Source organism: Alteromonas gracilis, from assembly GCF_002993325.1.
Lineage (GTDB): Bacteria > Pseudomonadota > Gammaproteobacteria > Enterobacterales > Alteromonadaceae > Alteromonas > Alteromonas gracilis.
The window spans coordinates 1-17,356 of record NZ_PVNO01000001.1; the positions used below are offsets into that span (position 1 = coordinate 1).

14 protein-coding genes and 1 rRNA gene are annotated in these 17,356 nt (G+C 42.1%); 14 read left to right on the forward strand and 1 reads right to left on the reverse strand.

Going from position 1 to position 17,356, the window contains the following annotated elements; genetic code table 11:
- Nucleotides 1-162: 162 nt before the first annotated feature.
- The 9 genes from rrf (at nt 163) to C6Y39_RS00045 (ending at nt 8,061) form a co-directional block, all read left to right on the forward strand.
- Nucleotides 163-278: ribosomal RNA gene (gene rrf / locus C6Y39_RS00010) — 5S ribosomal RNA — on the forward strand.
- A gap of 262 nt (nt 279-540) precedes the next feature.
- Nucleotides 541-1,278: a type 2 periplasmic-binding domain-containing protein gene (locus tag C6Y39_RS00015; protein ID WP_240618768.1), complete on the forward strand. Its 738-nt coding sequence runs from the start codon at nt 541-543 to the stop codon at nt 1,276-1,278.
- Nucleotides 1,279-1,490: 212 nt separating this feature from the next.
- Nucleotides 1,491-1,859 carry an HvfA family oxazolone/thioamide-modified RiPP metallophore gene (locus C6Y39_RS00020; protein WP_105929284.1) on the forward strand — a complete coding sequence of 123 codons (369 nt, stop codon included), beginning with the start codon at nt 1,491-1,493 and terminating at the stop codon, nt 1,857-1,859.
- A 155-nt stretch (nt 1,860-2,014) separates the two neighbouring features.
- Nucleotides 2,015-2,866 (forward strand): HvfB family MNIO-type RiPP peptide maturase, encoded by an 852-nt coding sequence (locus tag C6Y39_RS00025; RefSeq protein ID WP_105929285.1) that lies wholly within the window; start codon nt 2,015-2,017, stop codon nt 2,864-2,866.
- On the forward strand, nt 2,863-3,627 hold the full coding sequence (locus tag C6Y39_RS00030; RefSeq protein ID WP_105929286.1) for an HvfC family RiPP maturation protein: 765 nt from the start codon (nt 2,863-2,865) through the stop codon (nt 3,625-3,627). The genes C6Y39_RS00025 and C6Y39_RS00030 overlap by 4 nt, the downstream gene beginning before the upstream one ends.
- Nucleotides 3,628-3,859: 232 nt before the next feature.
- On the forward strand, nt 3,860-3,982 hold the full coding sequence (locus C6Y39_RS18925; protein WP_256253717.1) for a hypothetical protein: 123 nt from the start codon (nt 3,860-3,862) through the stop codon (nt 3,980-3,982).
- A gap of 22 nt (nt 3,983-4,004) precedes the next feature.
- Nucleotides 4,005-4,541 carry an adenine phosphoribosyltransferase gene (apt, locus tag C6Y39_RS00035; RefSeq protein WP_105929287.1) on the forward strand — a complete coding sequence of 179 codons (537 nt, stop codon included), beginning with the start codon at nt 4,005-4,007 and terminating at the stop codon, nt 4,539-4,541.
- 41 nt (nt 4,542-4,582) lie between these two features.
- Nucleotides 4,583-7,696 (forward strand): DNA polymerase III subunit gamma/tau, encoded by a 3,114-nt coding sequence (gene dnaX, locus C6Y39_RS00040; protein WP_105929288.1) that lies wholly within the window; start codon nt 4,583-4,585, stop codon nt 7,694-7,696.
- A gap of 38 nt (nt 7,697-7,734) precedes the next feature.
- Nucleotides 7,735-8,061 (forward strand): YbaB/EbfC family nucleoid-associated protein, encoded by a 327-nt coding sequence (locus tag C6Y39_RS00045; protein ID WP_014950049.1) that lies wholly within the window; start codon nt 7,735-7,737, stop codon nt 8,059-8,061.
- A 152-nt stretch (nt 8,062-8,213) separates the two neighbouring features.
- Here C6Y39_RS00045 and C6Y39_RS00050 read toward each other — a convergent pair whose 3' ends face one another.
- A complete protein-coding gene (locus C6Y39_RS00050) occupies nt 8,214-9,002 on the reverse strand; it encodes a ferredoxin--NADP reductase (protein ID WP_105929289.1) in 789 nt (262 codons plus the stop codon).
- Nucleotides 9,003-9,252: 250 nt separating this feature from the next.
- Here C6Y39_RS00050 and C6Y39_RS00055 point away from each other — a divergent pair, with 250 nt between their 5' ends.
- The 5 genes from C6Y39_RS00055 (at nt 9,253) to recR (ending at nt 17,149) form a co-directional block, all read left to right on the forward strand.
- Nucleotides 9,253-9,963 carry a hypothetical protein gene (locus C6Y39_RS00055; protein ID WP_240618769.1) on the forward strand — a complete coding sequence of 237 codons (711 nt, stop codon included), beginning with the start codon at nt 9,253-9,255 and terminating at the stop codon, nt 9,961-9,963.
- 272 nt (nt 9,964-10,235) lie between these two features.
- Complete coding sequence (locus C6Y39_RS00060) at nt 10,236-12,797, forward strand: HWE histidine kinase domain-containing protein (RefSeq protein WP_105929291.1); 2,562 nt, start codon at nt 10,236-10,238, stop codon at nt 12,795-12,797.
- 4 nt (nt 12,798-12,801) lie between these two features.
- Nucleotides 12,802-15,195, forward strand: coding sequence for a GGDEF/EAL domain-containing response regulator (locus tag C6Y39_RS00065; RefSeq protein WP_146128580.1), 2,394 nt, complete (start codon nt 12,802-12,804; stop codon nt 15,193-15,195).
- A 362-nt stretch (nt 15,196-15,557) separates the two neighbouring features.
- On the forward strand, nt 15,558-16,544 hold the full coding sequence (locus C6Y39_RS00070) for a hypothetical protein (RefSeq protein WP_105929293.1): 987 nt from the start codon (nt 15,558-15,560) through the stop codon (nt 16,542-16,544).
- Nucleotides 16,545-16,549: 5 nt separating this feature from the next.
- Entirely contained in the window at nt 16,550-17,149 is a 600-nt protein-coding gene (recR, locus tag C6Y39_RS00075) for a recombination mediator RecR (protein WP_105929294.1), read from the forward strand.
- The last annotated feature ends 207 nt before the right edge of the window (nt 17,150-17,356 follow it).

A 17,356-nucleotide genomic window follows, 5' to 3' on the forward strand; every position in this document is an offset into this window, starting at 1 on the left:
CTAACCTGTACTAATTGCCCGAGAGGCTTAACCATACAACGCCCAAGAAGCTTTAGGCTTTTGGAAGTGTTGTAGACAAGCTAAGTAAGCAAGTAAGAGTAAAAAGTAGTTACTCACTGATTGTATTAATATCAAACTTTCCCAAATTGTTATCAGTTTTTTCCTGGCAGCCATAGCGATACGGTACCACCTGACTCCATTCCGAACTCAGAAGTGAAACGTATTAGCGCCGATGGTAGTGTGGGGTCTCCCCATGTGAGAGTAGGACACTGCCAGGTCCCATTAAAAGAAACCCGCCTAACGGCGGGTTTTTTGCTTTCTGCAGCAGAAAAAAATGGGGTCAGAGTATATTAATTCTCCGGCCATTCTCCAATAACACATCCCAGCATTCAGTCGCTCCAATGGGCAAGTGTAAACTAATTCATACTCATTATTTTGAAATGTAATTTGATCAAAAAATTTTATTCCACTAGATTCGAAAGGCGCGAGTAAATTTGTTTAATAAGATGTTTACCACATCTACAAAGAGGAGAGCTGCATTTGAGATTCTTTGTTATTGTAATCTTAACGCTACTCTATACACCATTGTATGCCCAGCCATCAGAACTGCCTAGAGAGAAGAAAAAGGTGGTTCTTGGCGTTGTTGAGTTTCCTCCTCTTGTTATAAAAAATATTGATAGCCCTGGCTGCCACGGCGATGCAGTCACTATTTCAAGAACTATACTTGAGTTGGTTGGATACAAAGTAGAAGTTGAATGTCCACCACCTGCTCGATTATTTGAGAGAATAAGGAAAGGGCAGGTTGATATTACGATGAACGTTAAAGGAACAAAAGCTTTAGCAAATACCGTAACTTTTATCGAAAAACCATTCAGCTACTTATCTATTGTATTAATGACTAATTCAAAGGTCGAAAACAACAAGACTGTTGCGGCTATCAGAGGTTACGACTACGTAGGCCTTAGGCAAGAACTCGAAAATAAAGGCTATACATTTTTTGATATGGCCAACAGCTCTGATGCTATTCAGCTTTTTCAGTTTGGACGAACGTCTCATCTAGCGACCTACGAAGCACCTTATCTCTACCATATAAAACGTAACTCAAACAATATTGATGACCTTATCGTCTCTATGAGGAAAGATATCCCGACTTTTCTAGCAATTTCCAACGCCAGTGCGAAAAAAGAGGAGCTTGAAAGTAAGCTTTCAAGGTTATTGGCGCTGTCTGATAGTCAAACAGTTATAGAACAAGTGCAGACACAAAATAATGAGAACTAATGAATTGTAATTACTCTATTCAACATTCTGTAGACGTATTCGCTTCCATTAGCGTTAAATTATTATTTTATAAATATTCTAAAATTCAAATGCTTACTATTTAGGTTTAAAAAAAGTTAATTTTTTTGAAATATCCTTTGACCGCACAGGGTCTTTTTCATTACACGTACACACTGTGCGTCAAACATGTCTATTTTATTGAGGATACACCAATGAAACAAATCAAAAAATCATCAGTAGCAACAGCCTTAGGAGCAGTTGTAATTGGCTCTTTGGCGTCAACAGTAGCGGTTGCAGACGTAAATCCATTTGGTATGCAAGCGCTAGAGTCTGGCTACAGCCAGTTTGCAGCTGAAGGTAAGTGCGGCGAAGGCAAATGTGGCGGTGATAAGAAAGCTGAAAAAGAAGGCAAGTGCGGCGAAGGCAAATGCGGCGGCGATAAAAAGGCTGAAAAAGAAGGTAAGTGCGGCGGCGATAAAAAGGCTGAAAAAGAAGGCAAGTGTGGCGAAGGCAAATGCGGCGGCGATAAGAAAGCTGAAAAAGAGGGAAAATGCGGTGAAGGTAAGTGCGGGAGCATGTAACACGCACGAAAAAGATGATGTAGCGTTCCCTAGTGAAATATTAGGAGAAATGTACGCAGTCAATATTTATCGAGAGATGGTCGTCAGCTGATGGCCATTTTTGTTTAAAAATTTACGTCCTGAATGAAATCCCATGTGGTTAAAAGAGGGAATATATGAAGAATATTAAAGGTGCCGGTCTCGGTTTTCGTCGTGAAATGCTGAAAGATCTGTTGCCTGTGTTACCTTCTGAAGTTGATTTTTGGGAAGTCGCACCAGAAAACTGGATCCCACTTGGTGGAAAGTACGAAGCGCAATTTCAGCAGGCTTCTAAACAAGCACCTTTTACCACTCACGGCTTGTCTCTCTCTATTGGAAGTAGCGATAAATTGGATGTCGAGTTTGTTAAAACCGTAAAACGATTTTTGGATGTAAACGACATATCGCTATATAGCGAACATCTAAGTTTCTGTTCTGGTAATGGTCACATGTACGACCTTATGCCAATTCCTTTTACCGAGGGCGCAATAAATCATGTAGTTTCGCGTATAACCCAAGTGCAAGATATTATTGAAAGACCATTGGTTCTAGAGAATGTATCTTATTATATCGCGCCCGGACAGGAGATGGACGAGCTAGAATTTACCTCGCGTATCTTGAAGGAATCGGGCTGCCTTATGCTTCTCGATGTAAATAATGTTTACGTGAACAGCATCAATCATAAATATGACGCTGAGGCCTTCATCAACGGCTTGCCGTCAGACAAGATTGTTTACGGGCATATTGCTGGTCATTATGATGAAGCTGCTGACTTAAAAATAGACACTCACGGGGCTGATGTCATTGAACCGGTTTGGAATCTTCTTGAGCACGCCTATCGCACACATGGAATTTTTCCGACTCTTCTTGAACGGGATTTTAATATTCCGCCGTTAAATGAACTGCTTGCAGAAGTACAGAAGATTAAACAGATTCAAGCTCGATGTGAAAAGACACATCGGTTAGATGCTGAAGGAAGCGTGGCGTGACACAATCATTTAAAACAACGCAAAATGCGCTCGTAAACGCAATAAAAGACCCGCGAACATTCAGCGATATAAACGAAGATAGCGCTCGCCGAATAAAAGTCTATCAGTCATTATTTTTCAATAATATTGATAATTTTATAAGTACAGGATTTCCAGTATTAAAATCAATAGTACTTACACAATTTGGTGAAAGTGCATGGAAGAGTATTGTTCGTCAGTTCTTTATTGAGCATGAATGTCGTTCACCCTATTTTGCAGAGATCAGTAAAGAGTTTGTAGAGTATCTTTCAACTGAGACTGCCTTCGACATTTCACTACCTGCTTTTGCAGCTGAACTAGCGCATTATGAATGGCTTGAACTCGATGTAAGTATAAGAAAAAATGAAGAAGGCCTAGAGTTTTTTACCGAAGGCCAAATCATCAACGCTGTGCGCGTGTCTCCCTATGCCTCTCTGGCGGCATACCAGTATGAAGTGCATTTAATAGGTAAAGACTATATTCCAGTGCAGCCTGCGCAAGAGCAGCAATTCTACGTGGTGTACAGAGACCGTAATTTTGATGTGCAGTTTGTTCATGTAAATCCGGTCACTGCAATATTAGTGAATACATTAGAGCAAAGTGAGAATGGGTTGAGTACAGACCAACTTGCTCAGTCTTTAATTCACCAAATTCCTCAAATACCCGCTGATGTACTGATCAATGGTATGAATCAAACCCTTTCAGATATGCTAACGAAAGGAATTTTAGTTCCTCTTAGTTAAGTACTACCTTAATTAGATGGGTTAGCTTGTTGCCCACGTAGACTGGTTAAAACCTTTCGTTAAAGCAAGCCGCCAATAACGTTTCAGTATTATTTCTTCTGCTTATATTAAACTTTCGCTAGGATCTGTATTGAAAGTGAGCGATCAGTCACATTAGCGCTGTCAATCACGCGTGCTTTCGATTAACATTTAGCACCATTTTTTTGTTCACAAAATTGTTTAGGTAGTGCAAATGGCTGACAATTCAGATTTCAAAGAAGTCTATAACAAGTGGTACTTTCTAGCATCGCTAGTAACTCTAATCGCGTTCCCGTTGATGCATATCATCGCCGGCTGGTTCACCTTCTGGTTATAACGCAGACATTCAAGGCATAATTGTGACTGCAGAATATATTAAATCAGTTGTGAAAACCGTACCTGACTATCCAAAGCCAGGTATATTATTTAGAGATGTGACCAGCGTTTTAGAAGATCACAAAGCTTTCAGTAGCTGTATCTCGTTACTTGTAGAAAAGTATCAGGGTATGGGATTTACCAAGATTGCAGGTACTGAGGCGCGTGGGTTCCTTTTTGGTGCGCCATTGGCCATCGAAATGGGCATTGGTTTTGTTCCAGTGAGAAAACCCAACAAACTTCCTCGTGAAGTTGTAAGTGAAAGCTACGAGCTTGAATACGGCATGGATACTTTGGAAATCCATAAAGATGCCATTGAACCAGGCGATAAAGTACTTCTTATCGATGATTTACTTGCAACTGGCGGAACCATTGCCGCTTCGGCTAAGCTAATCCGTTCGCTGGGTGGTGAAATTAACCATGCAGGTTTCGTGATTAATTTGCCTGATTTAGGTGGTGAGAAAAAATTGAGTACGCTTGATATCGAAAGCTATTCTATTTGTGAGTTTGAAGGCGAATAATCGTCTTAAAGCGTAACTAGCAAAAGGCGAAATACGTAATAATGAGTTATCAGGTACTAGCAAGGAAGTGGCGACCAGGCAAGTTCAGTGAACTTGTAGGTCAAGAACATGTCGTCTCTGCCATTTCAAATGCTTTGGATAACGATCGCCTACACCACGCATACCTTTTTACAGGTACGCGAGGCGTAGGTAAAACCACCATTGCGCGTATTTTTTCTAAAAGCCTTAACTGCGAAGAGGGGCAAGGCGCTAACCCTTGCGGAGTATGTAATACCTGTAAAGAAATAGAGCAGGGCAATTACGTCGACTTGTTAGAGATTGATGCTGCATCAAGAACGAAAGTCGAGGACACTCGTGAGCTTCTTGACAATGTTCAGTACAGACCCACTCGCGGCCGCTACAAAGTGTACCTTATCGATGAGGTACACATGCTCTCTAAGCACAGTTTCAATGCGCTGCTAAAAACGCTTGAAGAGCCACCTCCTCATGTAAAGTTTTTGCTCGCGACGACAGATCCTCAGAAGCTCCCTATAACGATTTTATCACGATGTTTGCAGTTCAATTTGAAGGCAATGTCGCGGGAACAAATTGTTGGGCAGCTACAGCATATACTTCAACAAGAGCAACTGCCGTTTGAGCAACCTGCCTTAGCGCTGCTTGCTCGTGCGGCGCAAGGAAGCATGCGCGACGCGCTTAGCCTGACTGACCAAGCTATTGCGCAAGGTGGAAATCAGGTTCTGGCATCTGTCGTAACTGACATGCTCGGGCTGATGGATAAAAATCAGCTGCTTAAGGTGGTTCATGCTGTCGTTAGTAAAAGTCCTGCAGATGTACTTCAGCTAGTCAATGATATTGCAGAACAGGCGCCTGATTATGATAACGTGCATGGTGAACTTGCCAGTTTGTTACATCAAATTGCGTTGACGCAATGGGTGCCCGAAGCATGTAAGCTGGAAACTACATCCGCGAAAGCAATATTTCAGTTAGCCAAAACTATTCCCGCTGAACAAGTACAATTACTCTATCAGATTGCATTGCAGGGAAGAAGAGACCTACCGTTCGCTGCTGATGGTAAGAGCGCCTTTGAAATGACGCTGATGCGCATGATGTCATTCGCGCCGAACGTACCTATTGCTGATACTTCTAGCGAAATTGAAAACGGGAGGAGCGAGCATAGTTTACCCGTAGATCATGCTTCTTCCAGTGGTGGCCCGGGAAACGTCGGTAAGCAGGAGGAAGCGCCAAATAGCGAAACTCCTGCAGCAGTAGCGCAGGATTATACGACCTCTGAAACAGCAACAGAAAGCGCACTGGCAGAGCAAGCTGAAAGTTTGCAATCAGACAGTAAATCTGACGACACAAAAGCTATTAGCCAAGACGCGGCTGAACTTCATAGTGATGGTGACGGTTCCTCTATAATTGCTATTGAACATGCCCCTCATCAACCTGTTGTCTCTGAAAATACTCTTTCGCAAAGCACAATAGCCGATAGCAAAGAGCAAAGCTTCCCTGACGTTGTATCAAAACAACCAATCGCACATGAAGAAGGCGTCAGTGCAACTAATTCTTACAGTGCTCCTGTTTCAAAACCAGAACATGCCTTTGATGATATTAACGCACAAACTGAAAACAAAAGTACTCTCGATGAGCCGCCTCTAGATGCCTACATGGATGAGATGCCACCGCAGTCGGAAGACGACGGTTTTTATGGCGCTAGCGATAGCTTTCTTGACAATGAGTCCTTTGAAAACCAGTCGGCTAGCATGGGGACTACTGGTGAATTTGAGTCGGGAGCGCAAAACACAGGTGGTGAGCTAAGGGATAATGAAACACAACCGTCTTTATCTGCCGAAGAGCAGCTTACGTCGACGGCTGATATGCTTGCCCTGCGTCAAAAACTTAAGCAAAAAAAGGCGCAGGACGCTGACGCTCAGAACAACAAATCTGCTAATGATAAAAGCGAGAGTGCAAGTGATATTCAAGCTCGTTTTGCAAGGAGCAAAGCCGAGGCATCAAGTAATCAGTTTTCAGATAGTGCTATTAGCAATACCCCAAACGCTCACTCGTTGTCAGGCGCTACGGAAACGAATAATATCTCAACGCAATTGCACAGCCTAGAAAGTGAAAACAGCCCTGAGCATGAGAACAGCGTTGAGCGAGGGAGCAGCCCGGAGCAAAATAGCGTTCCTGAGCAAGAGAATAATCCTACGCTAAATAACAGCCACGAGCCAAAGAAGTCCCCTGAGTCAAGAGGCAATCAAGAGCAAAATTTCAATACTCAAGATGCGATTCACAATCGGGCACAGAATGAGAGCGGTGAATTTCAAGCGAGCGCTATAATTGAAGAGCGCGGTAACAATGAATACATTGAGCGCTCCGGGGAGCGCACCGGGCACACACATAATGACCTATCCCCACCTGTAGATGGTGAACGTCAAAGTGCTACTACCGAAACAGACGACTTTTCACTTGATGATTTCGAAGAAGACATGCCTTTTTCGAAAGATGAAGTCAGTGCACAACCGAACATTGAGCATCAGCTTCAAGACGCACCGCCGTGGGCAACTGATTTTGATAACGCACCGTCACAGCATTTCGACGATGCAGCAGCCTTGGTAGATAACAATACGAGCCCAAATAGACCGCTTCCCGAGCAACGGGAAGACGTAGGTGATCGTTCTTTTGTGCGTGATGCACTGGATTTTGATACGCCCCTCAGCAGCACTTACAGTGGCAAATTAAATGCTTACTTAAACGATGGAAGTAAGTTGATTCACGCGAGTCAAATAGATGAGTGGAGTAGTCTTGTTGAGCAAATGCCAGTTGCTGGATTACTAAAGCAATTAGTTCTGCACGCATCATTTTCTCGAGATGGTAATCAAGTATCCCTTGAAATTGACCATAGTCAGACGCACTTACTTAATGACAGTACGAAAAAACAGTTAGTTGACGCAATACATCATGGACTAGGTGAAAACGTAGAGGTGAATATCACCTTAGGTGAACCATCCTCGACGCCTTTTGCGTTACAACAAGAGATTCATGCCATGCGCCACGCGCATGCGCATACGGTTATTAAAACCGATGAAACAATTCAAGCATTGCTATCGACTTTCGATGCGTCAGTGCTAACCGATTCGGTTAAAGCGCGATAGCAGAATTATTAACACCAAAACGAAGCGAGACAAAAATTATGTTTAAAGGTGGAATGGGCAATATCATGAAGCAGGCGCAGCAGATGCAAGAGCGCATGCAAAAAGCACAAGATGACCTAGCTAAAATCGAAGTAACCGGTGAAGCTGGTGCAGGCATGGTTAAAGTAACCATGACATGTAACCACAACGTTCGTCGCGTGGACATCGACGAGTCATTGATGGACGATGACAAAGACATGGTTGAAGATCTGGTTGCTGCAGCATTTAACGATGCAGTTCGCCGCGTTCAAGAAACAAGTAAAGAGAAAATGGGTGATGTGACTGGCGGAATGCCACTACCTCCTGGCTTCAAAATGCCGTTTTAAGTAAAAATCCCCGTATTCATTGGTCTCTGGCTTTTTAAAAAGTTAGGGGGACAAATAGGGGAAAAGGTTTTAAAAGCTCTGGATCACCCAGAGCTTTTTTGTTTTTGTGGAAAATAAAACTTGGCACTTCAGCTTTTCAAGCTATGCAATAGTCATTTTTCAATAAACGCCTGCTCAATTACATAGTGCCCCATTCGTCGAGAATTAGCCTTTGAGAAACCTCTTTCGTTTAGCATGGTCATGAGGTCCTGCAACATATTGTCATTTCCACAAAGCATGAAGCGATCGTGATCTGGATTTAAGGAAGGCATTGATGTATCAGCAAGGAGTTTGCCGTTTTCTATAAGGTCTGTGATGCGTCCTTCATGGCGCACACCTTTATACTCATAGTCTTCTCGTGTTACAGAGGGGTAATAAATCAATTTTTCACGTACCTGTTCACCAAAATAAGGATTATTCGGCAGCACATTTTCAATCTCGCTTTGATAGGCTAACTCCGAGCGCCATCTCGTGCCGTGAACTAAAACTATTTTTTCAAATTTTTCATAAATAAAAGGGTCGCGAATTATACTCATAAAGGGCGCTAACCCTGTGCCTGTGCTAAGCAGGTAGAGATGCTTCCCAGGCAATAAGAAACCGGGTACTAGCGTACCCGCTGGTCTAACGGAAAGCATTATCTCATCGCCAATTGCAATATTTTGCAATCGTGATGTGAGAGCGCCATCGGGCACTTTGATACTAAAAAACTCCAGCTCCTCTTCGTAATTCGGGCTAGCGATGCTGTATGCGCGCATCAGTGGTTTTCCGTCAACTTCCAACCCAATCATCACAAACTGACCACTTTCGAAACGAAATGATGACTCCCGGGTAGTTTTAAAGCTGAACAACGTCTCGTTCCAATGGTGAACATCAGTAACCGTCGCACTGATCAGATTTCGCATCCGCTCTCCTTATCAACTCATAATATTGTGAAGTGTTAAACCAACTTACATGAGGGTATTTCTCAATAATATTGAAAGTACTATTTTGGGTACGAACGAACCATTTTTTACGTTTATCACCAAGTAGAAATTAAACTTTAAAAGTGGCGTAAGCTACATTAAGAAGTGTTTAGAATAGTTTGCAATACTTGCACAATACCCCAGCTAGCGAGTACAAAAGACGAAGATATGAGTTGAAAAGGCTTCTATTTTGCTCGCTAAAATATTCAAACATTTTAAAGCCCGTGATGCGGAGATAGCACCTTCCAACACGCATACTGGTGATGCGGTTTCTATTTGGCGCGATACGGGGCAGGTGTATTACCTAGAAAACACGTTAAAACTCACTTATCAGTCTAACTCAGGTGCGATTACGATTGAAAAAGTATCTCTTGAATCTCTTCCACGCGTCCTTAAAGAACTTCAAAATTTAGACGTTAATTCACCGCTCGCTCGTCAAGAGGTCGCTAATCAAACAGATGCATTTTACGTTAGCGTTTGTGGTGTAACATGGCAGCGCTCTTCTGATGGAAATTATCTTCGTATTAAAGCGCTTCCCGAAGCTGCTGTGTTGAGAAGCCCAACAGCATGTTTTACAAAATCGCAGGCGGTGTTTAAACATGCGTTTATGTTGGAGCATGACGATTTATTGTCACCGACGTCGTCTTCAAGCAAACCTGGCATTTACACATATAATCGAATTTCAATCGCAGATTTTACTACACAGTTAAAGCGTTCAAATGCACAGATAGCGCCCTCTCATAAAGCAAAAGTAGGCATTCAATATGAGAACTTCAAAAGTGCATTTACTGAGCATGAGCAGGCGATTATTGACCAGTGCCTTGAAACGGAGTTTTTCGAAAATGTCGATGACGACGATGGGGAAATGAACCTGCTATCAAACGACGATAAGGGGAAATAGCGAAGTCGCAGTGTTCTTGCCTGAATTCATAACGCTCAGGTAAAACTTGGTTTATGCGTGTAATAGCAAAGCCTCTCAGCTATATTAATATATTCGCATAAAAGTATCTTTATCTCGGAGAGTGGGCTATACCTTTATCAGCATCAGGTTAAAAACAATTCCAAAATCCTTTTTTACACAGACTTATCAGTAAACAGAAAACTAATGATGTGATGCTCCCTCAAACTAGAGATGTATAGCAAGCAAACGAGTAAACAACTAAATGGCGTTTTATGAGCAGCGACACTAAAGAACTATCTTCACTAATTACGCAGTGTGACAAAGAGCCTATACACCTGTTAGGAAAAATTCAGAATCATGGATTTATGGTTATTCTTGATAGGTCCGGAACGATTAAATTTTTATCAGAGAATGCCTCTGCATTTATAAATAAGAGTACAGATGAGTTAATCGGTGCTTCTTTTTGGAATCTCTTAGACCGAAGTTTAGTTCATTCAATCAAAGGCGCACAAAGCCAAGCGATTATTCTTGGTAAAGCGTCCTATCTCTACTCGGTTTCTGTTCCTTTCTCCAACAATACGTTTGATTTATGTGTTCATCAAAGCGATGGATATCTTGTTCTTGAGTTTGAATATAGTGAGTCCTCGCGAAAATTTGAAAGTGTCATTGAGGCGTTGATGATTCAGATGACAATGTTTTCGGAACTCGATGAGCTTTATTCTGGTCTTGCTCAAAGCGTTCGTATTGCAACGGGCTTTGATAGAGTGATGGTGTATCAGTTTCTTGCCGATGGCTCTGGTGAAGTAATCGCTGAGTCAACATCAGGCGAAATGACCCCATTTCTAGGGTTAAGGTACCCCGCATCAGATATTCCTCGTCAGGCTCGGCAGCTGTACAAGAAAAACCTCATAAGAACTATATCTGACGTTCACGGTGAAACACATGAACTTTTAGGGAGAGATGAGAACAAAGCTCGGCATGTTGATCTATCGCTGTCTCGTCTGAGAGCTGTGTCTGAAGTGCATATACAATATCTGAAAAACATGGGTGTTGGGGCATCCATGTCTATATCGCTTATTGTTGAGGGTGAGCTCTGGGGGTTAATTGCATGCCACCACAATAGCCCAAAAGTAGTGCCCAGTAGGCTCGTATCGCAATTAGAGTTATTCGCTGAAATGTTCTCGCTTGAGCTTTCTCGACGGCTAGTTACAGAACGGATCAGAGTGAGTGAACAAGCAAACTCAACCTTTGCGCGAGTTTTAAGTAATTTTTCCCACGGAGGTTCAATTACTAACGCGATTGTTGAGCAGTTGGCCCTATTAAAAACCCTTATTGATATAGATGGTGTAGGCTGTATTTTTAGCGGCGAATATACCAGAGCAGGCTCTGCTCTCGATGAGGAGAGTATTCTGCGCCTTACCGCTATCTTAAAGCGGCTTCCGGAAGAAGAAATACACCAATTTGATAGTTTGGCTGACTGTGGCGGTGATTTTTCTGGTGGAAAGGTTGCCGGTGTACTCGCGCTTAAGATATCAAGCCAACCTATGGATTACATATTCCTTTTCAGAAACTCAGTTGTAGAGCAGGTTACATGGGCAGGTAATCCAGAAAAGCGAGTTGAACAAAAAGGGGAAGAGAAAATCCTTACCCCAAGAGCAAGTTTTGACAAGTGGATTGAATATAATGAATTTAAGTCGATTCCGTGGACGACGTTAGATATAGAACGGGCTAAATCCATTCGCCTTGGGGTTATGGAGCTGACAATCCGCCATCTCCATGAGAAAGAAGCGTTACAGCGAGAGGCTAAAAAAAGGCTGGAACTGCTAATAGGGGAGCTTAACCATCGCGTTAGAAATATCTTAAACTTAGTTAGCGCTATTATCGGACAAACGTCTCAGCATAAAAAAGATATCAATGAATTTGTAAGCTCTCTGTCGTCCCGTATTTCAGCATTAGCTTTGGGTCATGATCAACTTACTCACGCTTCATACAACAGTATTCATTTTAGGCAATTGCTCAATAACGAGTTGAAAGCGTACATGGTCAACGAATCATCGTTCCATATTGAAGGCCCTGAAATCAAGCTAAAGCCATATGCAGTAACGCCTATTGTCCTTGTTTTCCATGAAATGATCACGAATGCTGCAAAGTACGGTGCGTTAAGCGCAACAAGCAATGACGGCAGGGTGTCAATCACTTGGGAGCTTAATAATAAGGGCTGCAAGATATTCTGGGAAGAACTTGGCGGCCCTCCTTTACATAGTCTAGGGGAAGATAGTTTTGGAATGACGGTTATCAAATCTGTTATTCCACATGAGCTAAAAGGCCGAGCTGAAATTAAGCCAACGATAACGGGCCTCACCGCAGAATTTTTTATACCCAGCAAGTATATAGAGCTCGAGGACGTTTACCTAATTGATGAACAGAATGAAGGTAACAACAGAACTATTAAAGCTAATAACATTGAAGCTCCTAAGCCACTTTCTAGCGCCTTTATTGTTGAAGATAACTTGCTCATTTCTCTAGATTTGAAGAAGCACCTTAAAAAAATGGGGCTCGAGCAAATTGAAATTTTTGGCGATATTGCCAGTGTCCGAGCTGCTTTGGCGAAAAGTCGACCTTCAATGATGTTTTTAGACGTACATTTGGGGCATGAAAATACCTTCCAGTTGGGAGGGGAGATAGCGAAGCTATCTATCCCATTTATATTTATAACCGGTTACGGCGCAGCCATTGTGTTACCCGATGAGCTTAAAGATGTGACTGTGTTAACGAAACCTGTTGATACAGATCTTTTAAAACAATCAATAGAAGCCTTCGGCTTTGAGGTGTGACGTAGTGACAAAAAGAATGACTCCGTCAGTAGTCATAGTCGAAGACAGTCTCGTCGAGATTATGAATATCCAAAACATACTCGTGGAATCTGAAATACGGGTCTTAGGCACTGCGATAAATGCCGAACAACTTTTTGCGTTAATAGAAAAAGAAAGCCCTGATTTGATCCTCATGGATATAAACCTAGGTGCAGGTGAATCGGGTATCGATATTGCAAAGTTAGTTGCTGAACAGTTCGCTATTCCTATTGTTTTTACTACTTCATATTGTGACGACACCACCATCTCTAATGCCTTAAAAGTGTCGCCCTATGGTTATCTCGTTAAACCCTATGGCGCATTGTCATTAACAACGACAATATTGGTCGCCCTCGAGAGAAAAAGAATTGAGCATGAACTCGCCTCGTCGAACCGCCGTTTTGCCATGGCGTCAGAGATAGCGAAACTAGGCGTGCTAGAAATTGATAGCGCCTCTCGCTCTATAGTTATTGAGAGTGTAGATAACCTTTTTGATTTTCCTAGAAAGCTGACCGTAGAGAATTTCCTTTCTTTGTTTACTGACGAGCAGCGCTTGGAAGTGGCAGAAGCAATAAGGCTCAAGACCAATTATTTAACAACGCTGCAGTTAAAAATTGCTGGAAGAGAAACTCGTTGGTACCAGGTTGTCCTATCCGATGTAGTGTGGAAAAAGGAATATGTGCAAATTGGTGCTATTCAGGATATTTCAATTCTGCAACATGCTCAGTCTAACCTGACCATAGCAGATCGGGTTGTTAGTGAAATTAAAGAAGGGGTGCTGGTTTGTGATGCGAACGGGTCAATAGTCAAGGCTAACAAAGCGTTGTGCGAAATGCTTGGCTGCGAGCCGAGCGAGCTTATCTCACAAGATATAAATAAAATTTTCCCCAAAGAGCGCAAACACGACCCCCGTCCAAATTACCTAATTGATGGGTTAAGAACAGATCTCACCATCGTAAATGAAGGGCGTAGGTATCATTTGGTTATGTCAGTCACGTCTTTCGATAACGGTAGTGGAGAAACTCACTTTGTTGCTATCTTGACGGATGTCTCAGACCTCAAGTCATCAGAAGACCAATTAAAGCTTTTAGCGTTTACCGACGCACTCACTGGGGCTGGTAACAGAAACCATTTAAATAATGTAGTTGAAAGGTTCAGTGAGTCCTGCGAACCATTTTCAATTATTTTTATTGATATTGATGAGTTTAAACTCATTAACGACACCCATGGTCATGAGGTAGGAGATGAAATCCTCAGAACTTGTGCCAGCCGTTTTAAAGCAGCAATTCGCCAAGATGACTCTGTCTTCAGGTTCGGTGGTGATGAGTTTGTCGTTGTTACTGGTACTACATGTGAAAAGCATCTAAGTAACGTGACTTTCAGGCTGTCTAAGTGTTTTAGCAAATCTTTCAAAACATCATCCGGCAGCTTTAATATCTCGGCAAGTATAGGTGTGGCGACCTCGACAGGTAACATCCCTGCTGTTGATTTATTAAAAAATGCTGACATAGCTATGTTCTCAGCTAAACAAAACGGAAAAAATAGCACAGTCGTATTCAGTGAAGACTTATCTAAAAACATAGAGTACCGACTGTTTATCCAGCAAGGGCTAAAAAGCGCAATTCAGGATAAACAAATCACCGCCTACTATCAGCCTATTATCGGGGCTAAAGGAGAAATAATAGCCATTGAAGCGCTTGCCAGATGGTATATTCCTAGCCACGGCCCGGTTAGCCCAGATAAGTTTATTCCCATTGCAGAGCGCTCAAATCATATCCATGACATCGGTCTATTAATGTTGGATGAGGTTTGCTTTGCAATTAAAACCATCGATCGCTGGGGTTTCTCAAACGTAAGATTTAATTTAAATATGTCAGCTGTACAGCTTCAAAATTCAGGGGTAATTGATCTGTTTGCGGAACGCTTCGCTTTTCACAATATTTCTGCAAAACGAATTGTTATAGAAATCACTGAATCAACCTTACAAAGTGAGAAAGCACGGGAGGTGCTAACAGCTATAAAGCAGCTAGGTGTTACCATTTCAATCGATGATTTTGGCACTGGCTTCTCATGTATCTCAGAACTTGCAGACGAGGCCTATGATTCGATTAAAATAGACCGTTCATTGCTGCCAGATTTTCCTCTTGAGACAAGAGGAGGGCTTCGAAGATCGCTCATTATCGAAAATGTAGTCTCAATGTGCGAAAAACTTGGAATGCCTTGCACTCTAGAGGGATTAGAAACTGCTGAACAGGTCAACTTTGCGAAGAAAATTGGAGCTCGTGCTATGCAAGGATTTTACTTCAGCAAACCCCTTAACTTGGAAGGCCTAATGGAGTTTCTGCAGGCCGAATTTGCAACGAAAACCGTAAATGTCTAGCGCGACTAGTCTTTAGAAATAAACCAAGCTAGTAATGCCCGGTATTTAAGGAGTGCGAGAAGTCAACGTTGGTACTTCGATATTCTTCCTTTGAGTTTTACATGAATACCAATCTCATATACGTTTTTGAGTATGTAGATAATTCCACTATACTGCTCAGCAAATTCAGACGGTTTCAATCAGTACAACATTCCGCAGACATTGCGGATTGGTATTAGATGTGAGATTGGTCTTATTTCTTATATTATTCGTTATATTACTGTCGCCATCATTCCCAAACTGCGTAATGCTGTTTCTTACGAACCAAATTCAGGAAAATGATGTGTCGGCACACTTTTACCTAAGATAGAGGGTTTTTAGTAGTGCTAAGGAAAGGCTTAGTTATCACCACGGTTATTCTTCTTCCTATTGCCGCCGTGGCATTTTTTATGAGTGTGCATGAACTGTTTAAAATGAAAACAGTGACAGTCGATCCAAAACTTAAAGAAATATCAGGCATTGAATTCGATAAGTACAAAAGACTTTGGGCTATCAATGACAGTGGTGACGGACCCATTCTCTACATGCTCAATAAAGATGGTACGATAGAAAGAGAAGTTACGGTTACCAATGCAAAAAATGTCGATTGGGAAGATATGACTCAAAATAGTTTTGGTCATTTCTTTTTAGGCGACTTTGGGAATAATGACAACAAGCGCCGTTGGCTTACGATCTATAAAATCGAAAACCCCATTGATATAAAAACAGATACTACCGAAGCTGAAATTATAAAATTTACTTATCCTGAAATGGGAAAAGGCAAAGTTAAACCCCAGGATAAGAATTACGACTTAGAAGCCTTTGTTGAATATAAACGAAATCTTTATTTATTTACCAAAAATAGAACCCAGCCTTTTGATGGTATAACGAAGCTTTACAAGGTAGGTGATCATGCCGCCAACTTTGATGCACAGCTTATTGGTGAGTTTAAAACCTGTACCACGCTTGAAAAATTATGCTGGATAACCTCTGCTGCAATTAGTCCAGACAGAACAAAACTCGTATTACTAGACTCTACCAGTTTATGGCTGTTTGAAAATTTCGAAGGTGATAACTTCTTCAATGGAGACGTGTCTCGCATAGACCTAGGCGTAGTCACACAAAAAGAGGCAGTTACTTTCTACGATAACAATACGCTGGTTTTTACAGATGAAGAGTATAAAGGGTTATTTGGTGGCAACGTGTATGAAGTTAAACTCGACCAAGCCAAGCGTAACGTGATTAAATACCGCGATAGACTAAAACAAGATAGCGAAGGCGCAGAACAAAAGCGCGAATCCTCTCAACTAGAAAAAGCACCGAAGCAATAGATACTATGAAGTTCAGTCCCTTACTTTCAGAATTAATACAGGCCCTAACTTGCTTACCCGGTGTTGGTAATAAAAGCGCGCAACGAATGGCATTCCACCTTCTAGAACGAAATCGCACGGGGGCTATCGATTTAAGCAATGTGCTTCATAATGCCATGGAGCATATTCATCACTGCAAGCGCTGCAGAACCTTCACAGAAGACGAATTATGTGACATATGCCGTCATCCCGAGCGAGAAGCAAGCGGCCTTCTGTGCATTGTAGAGAGCCCTCAAGATGTTTTAGCAATTGAGCAAACGTTAAGTTACAAAGGCCAATACTTTGTGCTTATGGGGCACTTATCACCTATTGACGGCGTTGGGCCCGAAGAAATAGGGTTAACAGAATTAGAAGCACGCCTTGGTGCGGGTGGAATTAATGAGGTGATCCTTGCTACCAATCCGACGGTGGAAGGGGAGGCGACGGCGCATTACATAGCACAACTTTGTGCAAGCCACAGTGTTGATGCTTCTCGTATTGCCCATGGGGTGCCAGTTGGAGGAGAGCTCGAGTATATTGACGGCAATACGCTAACCCATGCGTTTTCAGGCCGCCGTAAGCTCTAGTTTTAAAGCAGCGCGTTTTTCTTTGAGTAAAGCAAAACGCGATTTTCTTCCTATTCGGCCATTGCTTTTTGGGCGACTCCCTCTTAATCGTTTGTAAAACAGCCTACGCCACTCGTTCTTATTAAAAAATCTCCCAATTGAAGATAAATTTTCGTTCTAAACGTTGAAAAGTACGTTGAGCGACCTTACCTGTTTAACATCAAACGT